This is a genomic window from Rhizobium sp. 21-4511-3d (assembly GCF_053522545.1).
Window position 1 is genome coordinate 495,144 of the sequence record NZ_JBNWCF010000001.1, and the last position, 14,008, is coordinate 509,151.

Here is a 14,008-nt window from a genome sequence, read left to right on the forward strand (position 1 = left end):
TTTTGTAGCGAAGCCGGTGCGCCCAGCCAATCTCCCCGCCAGTGGGCGAGATGCCCGGCAGGGCAGAGGGGGGCGAACTGGCGCGGCGCTCACCGTCTCACCCACCAGTCATCGGCGGAAAAATCCCGATCTCGCGGGCGCTCCCGATCGGTTCGTCGTGCTCCACATGCTCCTGATCGAGCGCTACCCGAATGACGTTCTCATATTGAAGCGCTGTCTCATACTCTTCGCCCAAGCCCTTCAGATGACTCAGAAGATCGGAGACTGTGACGACGGAGGCGGGCAGCGAAATCTCTTCCTCGCTCTTGCCGATCCGCTCGCGCACCCAGGCGAAGTAGACGAGGCGTGTCATCACTCTTCGTCCACGATGTGCTTGAGGCCGGCGCGGAAATAGTCGTAGCCGGTATAGATCGTCAGCAGCGCGGCGATCCAGAGAAGGCCGATGCCGATCTGCGTCGTGTAGGGCAGCACGGCATCACCGGCGGGGCCGGCGAGCAGAAAGGCGATGGCGACGAGCTGCACCGTCGTCTTCCATTTGGCGATCCGTGTCACGGGAACGCTGACCTTCAGCGCCGCCAGATATTCGCGCAGCCCCGAGACCAGTATTTCACGGCAGAGGATGATGATCGCCGCCCAGATCGACCAGCCGGCAATCGTGCCGTCGGCAGCGACGAGCAGCAGGATCGAGGCGACCAGAAGCTTGTCGGCGATCGGATCGAGCATGCGGCCGATATTCGAGGTCTGGTTCCAGATGCGTGCCAGATAGCCGTCGAGGAAGTCGGTCACCGAGGCGATCACGAAGATCCAGAAGGCGACCCAGCGGGCGAGGTCGGAGCTCTGCAGCCGCCCCTCGACGAAGAAGCAGAGCACGATCAGCGGCACCGCAAGAATGCGTCCGTAGGTCAGCAGGTTCGGGATATTGTATGCGCGCGATGCCATGAAACTGTTCTCTGAAACGATGTGCCCGTAGATGACGGCTTTGGTCCTCAACCGTCAATATTCTTTCTGCTTTTCGCTTCCTTTTGCGTGGAATTTGCGACCGCTGCCGCCTATTTCGCGGCGTCGTCGTGAAAATGATTATAGACTGTCTTCGCGACCGTCTCCGAAATGCCCTCAACGGCCATCAGATCGGCAAGAGCAGCGCGCGAAACAGCCTTCGCCGTGCCGAAATGCTGCAGGAGGGCGCGCTTGCGCGAGGGCCCGATGCCGCCGATCTCGTCGAGCGGGTTCTTGACCATCTCCTTCTTGCGCCGTGCTCTATGCGAGCCGATCGCGAAGCGGTGCGCTTCGTCGCGCATGCGCTGGATGAAGTAGAGCACCGGATCGCGCGGCGGCAGCGTGAAGCTTTCCTTGCCGGGCGGGAAGAACCGCTCGCGGCCGGCATCGCGGTCGACGCCCTTGGCGACACCGATGGCGATGACGCTGTCGGTAATGCCGAGTTCGGCCAGAATGCCGCGCACCGCCGTCATCTGTCCCTGGCCGCCGTCGATCAGGATGACGTCGGGCCAGGCGGGGAAGGGTATGTCGGCGGCATCCGTGTCGGCTGCGACAGCGGGCTGCGAGCGGTCGGGAATGCCTTCTTCCTTGATCAGCCGCTGGAAGCGCCGCGTCATCACTTCCTTCATCATCCCGAAGTCGTCGCCGGGGGTGATGTCGGTCGATTTGATGTTGAACTTGCGGTACTGGCCCTTCACGAAGCCTTCCGGCCCTGCAACCACCATGCCGCCGACGGCATTGGTGCCCATGATATGCGAGTTGTCGTAGATCTCGATGCGCTGCGGCGTGTAGGGCAGGGCGAACGTATCCTTGAAGCCGTCGAACAGGCGCGATTGCGACGCCGTCTCGGCCAGCTTGCGGCCATGCGCCTCGCGGGCATTGCCGACGACGTGATCGACGAGATCGCGCTTTTCGCCACGCTGCGGCACGAGGATCGACACCTTGTGCCCGGCCTTTTCGCCGAGTGCGGCGGCCAGCAGCTCCATTTCCTCGACGGTTTCCGAGAGCATGATCTGCTTCGGCACCGGCTTGTCGTCATAGAACTGCGCCAGGAAGGCGTTCAGCACTTCGGCGCCCGTCAGCTGCGGGTCGGCCTTCGGAAAATAGGCGCGGTTGCCCCAGTTCTGCCCGGTGCGGAAGAAGAACACCTGGATACAGGAAACGCCGCCCTCGTGATGGATGGCGAAAACGTCTGCCTCTTCGACGCCTGCCGGATTGATGCCCTGATGGCTGGAGACATGCGACAGCGAGGCGAGACGGTCGCGATAGACGGCGGCCCGCTCGAAATCGAGATCCTCGGCGGCGGCATTCATCGCTTCCGCCATATGCGCCTTCACCTTCTGGCTCTTGCCGGAAAGGAAGTCCTTGGCTTCCTGCACCAGCTCGCCATAGCCGGCATCGCTGACCTCATGGGTGCAGGGACCCGAACAGCGCTTGATCTGGTAAAGCAGGCAGGGGCGCGTGCGCGTCTCGAAGACGCTGTCGGTGCAGGTGCGGATCAGGAAGGCCCGCTGCAGCGAGTTGATCGTACGCCCGACGGCCCCGGCAGAGGCGAAGGGGCCGAAATAATCGCCCTTGCGGGCCCGCGCGCCGCGATGCTTGAAGATCGCGGGCGCCCGGTGATCGCCGGTGATCAGGATATAGGGAAACGACTTGTCGTCGCGCAGCAGCACATTAAAGCGCGGCCGCAAGCGCTTGATCAGATTCGCTTCGAGCAGCAGCGCTTCCGTTTCGGTGCGCGTCGTCACGAATTCCATATTGGCCGTCAGCCGCACCATCTGGGCGATGCGGTTCGAATGCACCCGGCCCATGGCATAGTTGCCGACGCGCTTCTTCAGGCTGCGCGCCTTGCCGACATAGAGTACGTCGCCATCGGCATTGAACATGCGATAGACGCCCGGACTGTTCGGCAGCCGCTTGACGAATTCGGCGATCAGGTCCTGGCCAACCAGCCCTGTTTCGTTGACCCCGCCTTCGTTCCAGTCGATCCCGGCCGAAATCGGCGCGGCGGAAGCATCGCCTTCCACCTCGATATCGTCTTCGTTCTCGTCGGCTTCATCATAAAGAACACCGCCATCCGGCAGCTTCTTGGCATTCATTCCTTGATCTCCAGCACATCCGGCGTCTGCCACGCGAGATGCTGGCCGCCGTCGAGTGCAATCATCTGACCCGTGATCGAAGGCGTTTCGAACAGAAAACGAATCGTTCGCCCAAATTCCTCCAATTCGGGGCCTCTCTTCAAGATAAGAGCTGCGACCTGCGCTTGGAAGTCTTCTTGCAGCTGCCTTTCGCTCGGCATCGATGGTCCCGGCCCGATCGCGTTGACGCGGATGCGCGGCGCCAGCGCCTGCGCCATCGTCTGCGTCGCCGTCCACAGAGCCGATTTCGACAGCGTATAGGAATAGAAGCTCGGCCGCAGCGCCCAGACGCGCTGGTCGATGATGTTGACGATCAGCCCGTCGGCGCCATCCGGTAGCTGCTCGGCGAATTTGGCGGCGAGAATCGACGGCGCGCGGAGATGCACGGCGAAATGCTCGTCCCAGATTGCGGCGTCGAACTTGCGCAGCGAATCTTCGGCGAAGATCGAGGCGTTGTTGACGAGCAGATCGAGCGATCCGAACTCCGCAGAAGCCTTTTCGATCAGGTTTGCCGTCTCATTTATTTTTGTAAGATCGCCCTGGACCACAATCGCCCGCGCACCGCTCTGCCGCAATTCGGCCACAAAGCGATCGGCTTCGGCGAGCGAGCCATTCGCATGGACTGCGACCGAAAAGCCGTTATCCGCCAAATCCTTGGCAATCGCCCGGCCTATTCTTTTGGCGGCACCGGTTACCAGTGCGGCCTTAAGTCTTTTCCCGCTCAAAAGCTTGCCTTTGTCATCAATGAATCTAAGTGCTTCCTATATAGGGGCGGGCGAAGAGTAGATAAATAGGTGAACGCAATTGCGTTTCAGGCCGATTTATTCTATGTATTATTTGAGAATAGATTTTCGTAAAATAAGTATTGTGAATTTAACCATTCATTATGGTTAACAAATAGTCTGTTGCGCTATAGCAACATCGAATTTCAGCCACCCCGCCGCCACAATCATTTCACAATTTGGCTCTTTCAAATCCGCAATTGGGCTCCACTTTCACCCTCGATCCGAGAGGGACATCTAGTAATTGCTCGCGAATGCTTCGGTGTAAAACAGTTGACGAAGAGCGCGGGACTGAAAGGAGACAAGTATGCGTACACTCATTGCTAGCCTGATGGCTTCTGCCTTCGTCGTAGCCGGCTTCACCGCTGCAAATGCTGCCGATGCAGTTGACCAGGTCCCGGAAGCTCCGGTAGCCCAGAACGAGCCGGTTACCCCGGCAGGTAACTGGGAAGGCTTCTACCTCGGCGGTGCAGGCACCTACAACATGGGTGACTTCAACAACAGCCGTGACGGCTACGCCCTCGGTGGTCAGCTCTACACGGGCTACAACTGGCAGGCTGGTCAGATCGTTTACGGTGTTGAAGCCGACCTCGGCTATTCCGGCCTCGACCATTCGGCTGGCGGCGTTACCGAAAAGAACCGCTTCAACGGCTCCGTTCGCGGCCGCGTTGGCTACGACCTGAACCCCTTCCTGCTGTACGGCACGGCTGGTCTTGCCGCGACCAACAACAAGGTTAGCGCCGGCGGCGATTCTGACGACAAGACCTCCTACGGCTACACCGTCGGCGTCGGCGCAGAAGCTTTCGTCACGAACAACATCACCGCTCGCGTCGAATATCGCTTCAGCGATTACCAGAACAAGAACTACGACACCGGCATCGGCAGCGTTTCGCGCGGCTATGACGAGCAGAGCGTCAAGGTCGGTATCGGCGTGAAGTTCTGATCGGTTTCCGGTCAAAGAAAAAGCCCGGCTTCGAGCCGGGCTTTTTTTATTGTTGCGGTTTGAGATCGGGATAGGCGGGGAACTTCTTCTCGAAATCCCGGATCCAACCGATCAGCTCGGAATGATCCGCTTCCCACTGGCCCTTGAAGCGCAGGTCGAGATAGCCGATTGCGGCAGCGAGCGCGAAATGGCCGCCGTGCAGCTTCTTGCCGAGTTTCGGCGGATGGGCGCTGATATGGTTGAGGCCGCTGACGGCCTTCTTCCACTGCCGGTCGATCCAGGGCTGGTGCACTTTCTCCTCGTCCCGGAAGCGGCGTTCATAGACGATCGCCAGCAGGCAATCGCAGATGCCGTCGCAAAGCGCTTCCAAAATCTCGGCCTCGGTGCGCTTGCCGTTCTTGTCGGGATAGAGCTTCTTTTTCTTCAGCCGGTGGAAATAATGCATGATGGCGATGCTGTCGAAAACCGAGGCGCCATCGTCGGTCAGAAGGGTAGGGATCTTGCCCAGCGGATTGTTGTCGACGAGGATCGCCGGGCCGGCATTGGTATCGACGCGGATTTCCGTGACATCGAGCTCGAGATAGCGCGCCGCCATGCGGACTTTGCTCGAATAGGGTGAGGTCGTTGCGCAGAGGAGCTTCATCATACACCTATGGAAATGCGTTGGCGCGGCGGACTATTCCGCACGCCGCCGTCATGGTCAATCGGGGCGATAGCCAGTCGTCGTTGGGCAGGCGTCAATCGTCCCGCGCGGCCTTCTCTTCGCCGCGCAGCCAGAAGGCGCGGTGCGATGCGTAGCGGTCTTGCGCCATGATATCCTTGAGGGCAGGGAGCATCCGGTGCAGCTCGTCCTTCAGCGTGAAGGGCGGGTTGACGATGATCAGCCCGGAGCCGGTCAGGCCGGTGATGCCGCGGTCGCTGCGCACGCTGAGTTCGGCGCAGAGGATCTTCGGGATGCCGGTCGCCTGCAGCGCTTCGTGGAACTCCTTGATCGGCGCGCCCTTCTTCAGCGGATACCAGAGGCAATAGGTGCCGCCCGGAAAACGGCGGTAGCCCTTGACCAGTCCGTCCACCAGCCGCTCGTACTCGCCGTCCTCTTCGAACGGCGGATCGACCAGCACCATGCCGCGCTTTTCCTTCGGCGGCAGATGCGCACCGAGCGACAGCCAGCCGTCGAGCTCGGTGATACGTACATGGTGGTCGCCTTCGAAGAGGCGATGCAGCCGCACGAAATCTTCCGGATGCAGCTCCATGGCGGACAACCGGTCCTGCGGGCGGAACAGCATGCGCGAAAGCTTCGGCGAACCCGGATAGTAGCGGATGCCGCCTTCAGGATTGAGCTCACGAACCGCCGAGAGATAGGGCTCAAGCAGATCGGCCACCTGCGGATCGAGATCGGCCTCGATCAGCTTGCCGATACCCGTCTGCCATTCGCCGGTCTTCTGCGCTTCCTCGGAGGAGAGGTCGTAGAGGCCAATGCCGCCATGCGTATCGAGCACGCGGAAGGCTGCGTCCTTCTTCTGAAGATAGCGGATCAGCCGTGCCTGCACCGCATGCTTCAGCACATCGGCAAAATTGCCCGCATGATAGATATGGCGGTAGTTCATCGTTGCTGATGCCTGTCATGAATTCGCCTGATCGGCGCAATTTCCGGCTTTTGGCCGCTTTCCGCTTCGCATATAGAAATCATATGAACATTGCGACCCCCATTCACGCGAAATCCCGGGTCGGGCACACCGCCTGTCCGCACGACTGTCCCTCCACCTGCGCGCTGGAGGTCGACATCAGCGATGACGGCCGGATCGGCCGCGTGCGCGGGGCAGGCGACCACAGCTACACGTCGGGCGTCATCTGCGCCAAGGTCGCCCGTTATGCCGAGCGCCTCTATCATCCTGATAGACTGATGCATCCGCTGCGCCGCAAGGGCGCCAAAGGGGCAGGCAGCTGGCAGCAGATCTCCTGGGACAACGCGCTGGATGAAATCGCCGAAGCCTTCGTCAAGGCGGAAGCCAAGGACGGCAGCGAAGCGATCTGGCCTTATTTCTACGCCGGCACCATGGGCTGGGTGCAGCGCGACTCGATCGAGCGTCTGCGCCATGCCAAGCGCTATTCCGGCTTCTTCTCGTCGATCTGCACCAACCCGGCATGGACCGGCTTCACGATGGCAACCGGCACGCTGCGTGGCCCCGACCCACGCGAGATGGCGCGCACCGATTGCGTCGTCATCTGGGGCACCAATGCGGTCGCCACCCAGGTCAATGTCATGACCCACGCGATCAAGGCCCGCAAGGAACGCGGCGCGAAGATCGTCGTCATCGATATCTACGACAATCCGACGATGAAGCAGGCCGACATGGCGCTGATCGTCAAGCCCGGCACCGATGCGGCACTCGCCTGCGCCGTCATGCATATCGCCTTCCGCGACGGCTACGCCGACCGAGCCTATATGGCCAAATTCGCCGACGATCCCGCCGGTCTCGAAGCGCATCTAAAGACCAGGACGCCGGAATGGGCGGCCGGGATCACCGGGCTTTCCGTTACCGAGATCGAGGATTTCGCAAAACTCGTCGGCACCACGAAGAAGAGCTATTTCCGCCTCGGCTACGGCTTCACCCGCCAGCGCAACGGCGCGGTCGCCATGCATGCGGCCGCCTCGATCGCCACCGTTCTCGGCTCCTGGCAATATGAGGGCGGCGGCGCCTTCCATTCGAACAGCGATATCTTCCGCATGAACAATGCGGAACTGACCGGCAAGTCGATGAAGGACCCTGACATCAGGATGATCGACCAGTCGCAGATCGGCCGGGCGCTGACCGGCGATGCCGTGGCGCTTCGCCACCGCGGCCCGGTTACCGCCATGCTGATTCAGAACACCAATCCGGTGAATATCGCCCCCGAACAGCGGCTGGTGAAACAGGGCTTTGCCCGCGACGACCTCTTCGTCGCCGCCCACGAGCAGTTCATGACCGATACCGCCGAGATGGCCGATATCGTCATCCCGGCGACGATGTTCGTCGAGCACGACGATATCTACCGCGCCGGCGGTCAGAACCACATTCTGCTCGGCCCCAAGCTCGTCGAGCCGCCGGAAACCGTGCGCACCAATCTCTTCGTCATCGAGGAACTCGCCAAGCGCCTCGGCGTCGCCGACCGACCGGGCTTCGGCTTCACGGCGCGCGAAATGGTCGACCGTGTCTTGAAGGACAGCAATCTGCCGGATTACGACTATTTCCTCGAAAACAAGTGGTTCGACCGCCAGCCGGAATTCGACGACGCGCATTTCCTGAACGGCTTTGCCCATGCCGACCGCAAGTTCCACTTCCGCCCGGATTGGGTGAACGGCGCCGCGCCGAACAAGCCGCCTGAAGTCCTCGGCGCCTTCGGCCCGCATGAGCAGCTGCCTGCTTTCCCGGATCAGGTGGATGTCATCGAGCTCGCCGATGCCGACCATCCTTTCCGCCTCGCGACCTCGCCGGCCCGTAATTTCCTGAATTCGAGCTTCGCCGAGACGAAGACCTCGCGCCAGAAGGAAGGTCGCCCGGAACTGATGGTCAATCCGGCTGATGCCGAAGCGAACGGCATCGAGAGCGGCGATCTCGTCCACATCGGCAACACCAGAGGCGACCTGCGCATCCATGTGAAGATCACCGAGGAAGTGAAGCCCGGCGTTCTTATCGCCGAGGGCCTGTGGCCGAACAAGGCGCATGTCGACGGCGAGGGGATCAACGTGCTCACCGGCGCCGATCCCGTCGCGCCCTATGGCGGTGCCGCCGTCCACGACAACAAGGTCTGGCTACGCAAGGACGCCGCATGACGAAATTCGAGAAGGCTGGCGCCAAAATCGTCAGCGAAGCCGTGCTCTCCCGGGGCTGGACCAAGCTCAGCGCCTACAAGATCGACTATACCGATTCCGAAGGCATCACCCACCGGCTCGACCGCGAGGTTTATCACCGGACCCCGGCCGCAACGATCCTGCTCTACGATGCCAAGCGCGGCACCGTCGTGCTCGTGCGCCAATATCGCCTGCCGCCCGATCTGCACGGCGAGATGCCCTTCATGTTCGAGACGCCCGCCGGCCTGCTCGACGGCGACGAGCCCGAAGCCGCCATCCGCCGCGAGGCAATGGAAGAAACCGGCTTCCGCATCCGCGACGTCCGCTTCCTGTTCAAGGCCTACAGCTCGCCCGGCTCCAACGCCGAAATCGTCCACTTCTTCGCCGCCGAGGTCGATACCGCAGATCGCGTTTCAAACGGTGGCGGACTGGCCGAGGAGCATGAGGATATCGAGGTGCTGGAGGTGGCGCTCGACGACGCGCTCGCCATGATCGGCAACGGCGACATCCGCGACATGAAGACGATCATCCTGCTGCAATGGGCGGCGATTAACAGGGTAACCATTTTGCAGCGAGGCTAGTACCACGCTAATAAAAGTAGAAAGACTTCCGCGCTACAGGCGCAGCGGAGAGCCAGCGTTTTTCATGGATGCTAGGCTTGCTCGAAAGAAAGACGAGATCGCTCTTGCGGCACTGATGATGTGCGATCGCCGGCTTTTCGGCGAGGTCTATCAATCAGTGCAATCGGAGTATTTTTGGCGTATGCCCCAAGATAGCGGCGTGCTCGTCCATCAATGCGCACCGACTTCCGCGATTTTTCCGGGGCAGAATAACCCGGGCGATATCGATCTCCTTATCATTCCCTATGAGGGAAATTACCTCGTCGCCAATAAGATCGTTGCGGTTGAGCTTAAGGTGATCAGAGCTAGCTATCAGCGTCAGGGAAAATCCCCTAACGACTTCGGCTATACCCAAGCATGTCATCTTCTTCGTTTGGGATTCCCATATGCTGCGGTCATTCATCTCATTGTTTCCGACGACAGTCCTCCTGAGGCTTGGGAGGAAATGTCGGCTTTTCGAGTTCTGGACTCATCGGGTCGAGTGGCCGGGCCTGAAACGCATCGGGTTGATACCATGCCCATCTCGCTGATGAACCGGGCGTTTGGGCGGCTTCTGAGCAATTGTCCTGACGATCATCTTGGTCTTGTCGCTGCCTATCTGGGTAAGTGGCGTGAAGATGAACGATCGATTTCTCCCAATAGCGGATTTTGGTTTCCGAACGGGCGGGAGGCCGAATTGAGCCCAAACTATAGTATCGCCGCTATGACCGCGGTCTGTAGTTATTATGAGCGTGCGCGCCTTCGCTTTTTTCGAATCCCCAGATTTGATCCGGTGGAAGAGGTCACATAAGCATTGGTCATCCCCCTGTCACGAATCCGGCCTATGCGCTGCGGTTTGTCTTCCCGCCTTGCCCCAACAGGAGAAAAATCATGTGGCTCAGTAATTTCACGCTCGTCCTTCCCGGTGAAATCGTGAGCCACGGCTCGGTGCGTGTCGAGGATGGCGTCATCGCCGAAATCCGTGATGCGCCGGTCGCCGGTGCGGCGATCGATGGCGGCGGACGCTTCCTGATGCCAGGCTTCGTCGATCTGCATGGCGACATGATCGAGCGCGAGATCGCCCCGCGTCCGAATGCGATGATGCCGATCGATTTCGGTATTCACGAGCTCGACAAGAAGCTCGCCGCAGCCGGCGTGACGACGGCTTATGCCGCGATCTCCTTTGCGACCGAGAGCGTCTACGGCCATGTCCGTTCGCTGGCGACCACCTCTGCCGTCATCGAGGGCATCAACCGTCTGCGCAATTCGCTGCTGATCGATCACAAGGTTCATGCGCGCTATGAGATCACCAATGTCGGCGCTGCCGCCACGCTGGAAAAGCTGCTCGTTGCCGATCAGGTCGACATGGTCTCGCTGACCGACCACACGCCGGGGCAGGGCCAGTACAACAATATCGAAGCCTATGTCGCGAGCATTTCCGAGCGCCGCGCGATCACCAAGGACATGGCGCTGGAAATCGTCCAGAAGCGCATCGCCATGCGCGAGGATCCGGCAATCGACGCCAAGCTCCGCGAGATCGTCGCGCTGTCGCTGCAGCACAAGCTTTCGCTCGCCTCGCATGATGACGACAGCGCCGAGAAGGTTGCCGAGATGCATGATCTCGGCGTGACGATCAGCGAATTCCCGGTGACGCTGCCGGCCGCCGAAGAAGCCCGCCGCCGTGGCCTCTGGACGCTGATGGGCGCGCCGAACGCGCTGCGCGGCCAGTCGATGTCCGGCAATCTCAGCGCCCTGGATGCCGCCAAGGCAGGCCTTCTCTCCGTCATCGCCGCCGACTACCACCCGGCCGCCTTCGTCCCCGGCATCTTCAAGATCGCCGACGCGATGGATAACAACCTGCCGGCCGCCGTTGCCATGGCGACGTCGAATGCGGCCCGCTCGGCCGGATTGCTGGATCGCGGCGAGATCGCCGTCGGTCAGCGCGCCGATCTGGTGGCGGTCGAGAAGGGGGATGTGCACCGCATCCGCGCGACGTTCCGCGCCGGGCAGTTCGTCTATAGCGACGGCACGCTGCATCGGCTTCAGGCGATTGCGGCCTAAGACGGCTTTCCGATCACGAAAGCAGCGGTACGTTTTCGCGTGCGGCTGCTTCGATCAGTTGCTTGTCCAGGGTGGCAAGCGGCAGTTTCGATCCGATCGCGAGCGCCAGATAAGCAGCGTCGTAGGCGGTCAGCCTATGCCGCTCTGCCTGGTCGAGAATGAGTTCACCGTCCAATGAGGTCGCGGTGACGACATTGAGCTGTGTCAGACGCAACATCGACCGCCGCACCTCGTCGCGCGACAACCGCTGACGGCGGCAAGACAAGGTGAGAACGTTCCGCATTTCATGCCAGAACAGATCTGGCACAAGGGTGCCATCGCTAGCGACACGCTGCAGCACCTTATCTGCAAACAGAGTAGCCTCATCAGGCAGAAACCAGACAGCGGCGATCGAGGCATCGACTACTAGGGTCATCAACGCCGGCCGATTTGTTTCCACTCGGCAATTTCGGCCTGTGTCACCGGTTTACGAGTGCTGCGCTCGCGGATGATTGTATCGATGATGTCCTGGGTGTCGCGCTTTTGAGTTGCAACACCAGCCATGCGCGCCACGGGCACGTCGCCGCGGACGAGGATAATTTCCTCGCCTGCTTCAATCTTTGCGAGAAGCTCGGCAAGCGTTGTGTCTTCTATGCTGACGGTTATCGTCATGCGTGGGCTCCATCAATACCGGAGCCATGATGATCCGCATCGGCGGACCGGTCAACCGTCACGCGATCAGCGAAATAACCCGCTCAGTCCCCGCCGCAGCGCCGGCACCGGTCCCGACGGCCTTGCCGCCTTCCATCCGCACCTTGCCCTCGGCAAATAGCCTGAGCGCCTGCGGATAGAGCTGGTGCTCGACCGTGAGCACGCGTCCGGCCAGCGTATCGGCCGTATCGCCGGAGAGCACCGGTACTGCCGCCTGGCCGATGACCGGGCCTTCGTCCATGCCTTCGGTAACGAAATGCACGGTGCAGCCTGCGATCCGCATGCCGGCGTCGATGGCGCGCTGGTGGGTGTGGAGGCCGGGGAAGAGGGGGAGCAGCGAAGGGTGGATGTTGATCATCCGTCCCTCGTAGCGCTGGATGAACGTCGCGCTCAGCAGGCGCATGTAGCCGGCGAGGCAGAGGATGTCGGGCGAGAGTGTATCGAGCGCTTCGAAGATCGCCGCCTCATGGGCTTCCTTGCTGGCATAGTCCTTGCGCACGAAAGCGAAGGCCGGGATGCCCTCGGCGGCCGCCTTGGCGAGGCCGCCGGCATCCGCCTTGTCGGAGATCACGCCGACGATCTCCGCCGGGAAATCGGCAGTCTTGGCGGCGGCGACGAGCGCCAGCATGTTGGAGCCGCCGCCGGAGATGAAGACGACGACGCGTTTGCGCGGCGTGCTCATAGGGCGAGCGTACCCTGATACTGGGTGCCGGTCGCGCCTTCGGCACGGGCGATCATCCGGCCGAGCACGACGATCTTCTCGCCTTCGGCCTCGAGCGCCTTGGTCACGGCTTCGACATTCTCGGCCGAAACGACGGCGATCATGCCGATGCCGCAGTTGAAAGTGCGCAGCATCTCCTTGGCTTCGACGCCGCCGGTTTTGGCAAGCCAGGAGAACACAGAGGGAACCTTGACGGCCGACAGGTCGATCTCGGCGGCCAGATGCTTCGGCAGCACGCGCGGAATGTTCTCAGGGAAACCACCGCCGGTGATGTGGGCGAGCGCCTTGATCGCCTTGGTCTCGCGGATCGCCTTCAGGAGCGGCTTCACATAGATGCGGGTCGGCGTCAGCAGCGCTTCGCCGAGCTTTTTGCCTTCTGCGAAGGGTGCCGGTGCATCCCAGCCGAGGCCGGAGAGTTCCACGATCTTGCGTACCAGCGAGAAGCCGTTCGAGTGAACGCCGGAGGAGGCGAGGCCGAGAATGACGTCGCCTTCGGCAATGTCGCCTGCCGGCAGCAGTTCGCCGCGCTCGGCAGCGCCGACGGCAAAGCCCGCGAGGTCGTAGTCGCCGGAGGAATACATGCCGGGCATTTCAGCGGTCTCGCCGCCGATCAGCGCGCAGCCCGCATCGCGGCAGCCCGCGGCAATACCTTCGACGATCGCCGCGCCCTGGTTCGGGTCGAGCTTGCCGGTGGCGAAATAGTCGAGGAAGAACAGCGGCTCGGCGCCCTGGACGACGAGATCGTTGACGCACATGGCAACGAGGTCGATGCCGACGGTGTCGTGATAATCCGCGTCGATGGCGATCTTCAGCTTCGTGCCGACGCCGTCATTGGCGGCAACCAGAACCGGATCCTTGAAGCCTGCGGCCTTGAGGTCGAAGAGGCCGCCGAAGCCGCCGATTTCGCCGTCTGCCCCGGGGCGGCGCGTCGAGCGCACGGCAGGCTTGATCTTCTCCACCATCAGGTTGCCGGCATCGATATCGACGCCTGCATCGCTATAGGTCAGGCCGTTTTTTCCAGACTGGCTCATGCTGCTCTCCGGTGGTTCTTGCACGTGCGGACGATATGGGGACAAACGACCCCGTCACATGCCGGTCGCAATTGCATGAGAGTGCGCTTTATGCAAGGCGGTGCACAGAGAAAAGCCCCAATTTCCCGCTCTTTCAAGGCAGGCAGACGGGATTTCTCCAGGCAGGGTTGACCATCTTCCGGGCTGCATCCTATGTGCTTTGAAAGCGTTCGCGG

The 14,008-nt window shown here is 61.3% G+C and carries 15 protein-coding genes; 5 read left to right on the forward strand and 10 right to left on the reverse strand.

Annotated features, from left to right (window positions below):
• Positions 1 to 97 precede the first annotated feature (97 nt).
• The 4 genes from moaD to ACQZ5H_RS02660 form a co-directional block, all read right to left on the reverse strand.
• Positions 98 to 352: a molybdopterin converting factor subunit 1 gene (moaD, locus tag ACQZ5H_RS02645; protein ID WP_449096665.1), complete on the reverse strand. Its 255-nt coding sequence runs from the start codon at positions 350 to 352 to the stop codon at positions 98 to 100.
• Positions 352 to 939 carry a CDP-diacylglycerol--glycerol-3-phosphate 3-phosphatidyltransferase gene (gene pgsA / locus ACQZ5H_RS02650; protein ID WP_112718834.1) on the reverse strand — a complete coding sequence of 196 codons (588 nt, stop codon included), beginning with the start codon at positions 937 to 939 and terminating at the stop codon, positions 352 to 354. The genes moaD and pgsA overlap by 1 nt, the downstream gene beginning before the upstream one ends.
• Before the next feature lie 110 nt (positions 940 to 1,049).
• Positions 1,050 to 3,095: an excinuclease ABC subunit UvrC gene (gene uvrC / locus ACQZ5H_RS02655; protein WP_449096666.1), complete on the reverse strand. Its 2,046-nt coding sequence runs from the start codon at positions 3,093 to 3,095 to the stop codon at positions 1,050 to 1,052.
• The gene (locus ACQZ5H_RS02660; RefSeq protein WP_449096667.1) at positions 3,092 to 3,859 is read right to left on the reverse strand and encodes an SDR family oxidoreductase; all 768 of its coding nucleotides are present in this window, start codon (positions 3,857 to 3,859) and stop codon (positions 3,092 to 3,094) included. Before ACQZ5H_RS02660 ends, uvrC begins: the two co-directional genes overlap by 4 nt.
• Before the next feature lie 364 nt (positions 3,860 to 4,223).
• On the opposite strand from ACQZ5H_RS02660, the gene ACQZ5H_RS02665 reads away from it, so the two are divergent.
• Positions 4,224 to 4,859: an outer membrane protein gene (locus tag ACQZ5H_RS02665; RefSeq protein WP_199628818.1), complete on the forward strand. Its 636-nt coding sequence runs from the start codon at positions 4,224 to 4,226 to the stop codon at positions 4,857 to 4,859.
• 46 nt (positions 4,860 to 4,905) lie between these two features.
• Here the strand turns inward: ACQZ5H_RS02665 and ACQZ5H_RS02670 are convergent, their stop codons facing one another.
• Together ACQZ5H_RS02670 and ACQZ5H_RS02675 are read right to left on the reverse strand one after the other, a co-directional pair.
• The gene (locus tag ACQZ5H_RS02670) at positions 4,906 to 5,502 is read right to left on the reverse strand and encodes a glutathione S-transferase (RefSeq protein WP_130282768.1); all 597 of its coding nucleotides are present in this window, start codon (positions 5,500 to 5,502) and stop codon (positions 4,906 to 4,908) included.
• 94 nt (positions 5,503 to 5,596) lie between these two features.
• Complete coding sequence (locus tag ACQZ5H_RS02675; protein WP_112718798.1) at positions 5,597 to 6,466, reverse strand: 23S rRNA (adenine(2030)-N(6))-methyltransferase RlmJ; 870 nt, start codon at positions 6,464 to 6,466, stop codon at positions 5,597 to 5,599.
• 83 nt (positions 6,467 to 6,549) lie between these two features.
• On the opposite strand from ACQZ5H_RS02675, the gene ACQZ5H_RS02680 reads away from it, so the two are divergent.
• The 4 genes from ACQZ5H_RS02680 (at position 6,550) to ACQZ5H_RS02695 (ending at position 11,351) form a co-directional block, all read left to right on the forward strand.
• Entirely contained in the window at positions 6,550 to 8,673 is a 2,124-nt protein-coding gene (locus ACQZ5H_RS02680) for a molybdopterin oxidoreductase family protein (protein ID WP_449096668.1), read from the forward strand.
• The gene (locus ACQZ5H_RS02685) at positions 8,670 to 9,272 is read left to right on the forward strand and encodes an NUDIX domain-containing protein (protein WP_449096669.1); all 603 of its coding nucleotides are present in this window, start codon (positions 8,670 to 8,672) and stop codon (positions 9,270 to 9,272) included. Before ACQZ5H_RS02680 ends, ACQZ5H_RS02685 begins: the two co-directional genes overlap by 4 nt.
• Positions 9,273 to 9,336: 64 nt before the next feature.
• Entirely contained in the window at positions 9,337 to 10,101 is a 765-nt protein-coding gene (locus tag ACQZ5H_RS02690; RefSeq protein ID WP_199628815.1) for a hypothetical protein, read from the forward strand.
• Positions 10,102 to 10,181: 80 nt separating this feature from the next.
• Positions 10,182 to 11,351, forward strand: coding sequence for an alpha-D-ribose 1-methylphosphonate 5-triphosphate diphosphatase (locus tag ACQZ5H_RS02695; RefSeq protein ID WP_449096670.1), 1,170 nt, complete (start codon positions 10,182 to 10,184; stop codon positions 11,349 to 11,351).
• 13 nt (positions 11,352 to 11,364) lie between these two features.
• Here ACQZ5H_RS02695 and ACQZ5H_RS02700 read toward each other — a convergent pair whose 3' ends face one another.
• The 4 genes from ACQZ5H_RS02700 to purM are packed head-to-tail and all read right to left on the reverse strand — an operon-like array spanning position 11,365 to position 13,793.
• Positions 11,365 to 11,790 (reverse strand): type II toxin-antitoxin system VapC family toxin, encoded by a 426-nt coding sequence (locus ACQZ5H_RS02700; protein ID WP_449096671.1) that lies wholly within the window; start codon positions 11,788 to 11,790, stop codon positions 11,365 to 11,367.
• Entirely contained in the window at positions 11,766 to 12,002 is a 237-nt protein-coding gene (locus ACQZ5H_RS02705; RefSeq protein WP_449096672.1) for a type II toxin-antitoxin system Phd/YefM family antitoxin, read from the reverse strand. The genes ACQZ5H_RS02700 and ACQZ5H_RS02705 overlap by 25 nt, the downstream gene beginning before the upstream one ends.
• Positions 12,003 to 12,060: 58 nt before the next feature.
• Positions 12,061 to 12,723, reverse strand: coding sequence for a phosphoribosylglycinamide formyltransferase (purN, locus tag ACQZ5H_RS02710; RefSeq protein WP_112718792.1), 663 nt, complete (start codon positions 12,721 to 12,723; stop codon positions 12,061 to 12,063).
• A complete protein-coding gene (gene purM / locus ACQZ5H_RS02715) occupies positions 12,720 to 13,793 on the reverse strand; it encodes a phosphoribosylformylglycinamidine cyclo-ligase (protein WP_449096673.1) in 1,074 nt (357 codons plus the stop codon). The genes purN and purM overlap by 4 nt, the downstream gene beginning before the upstream one ends.
• Between the last annotated feature and the right edge of the window lie 215 nt (positions 13,794 to 14,008).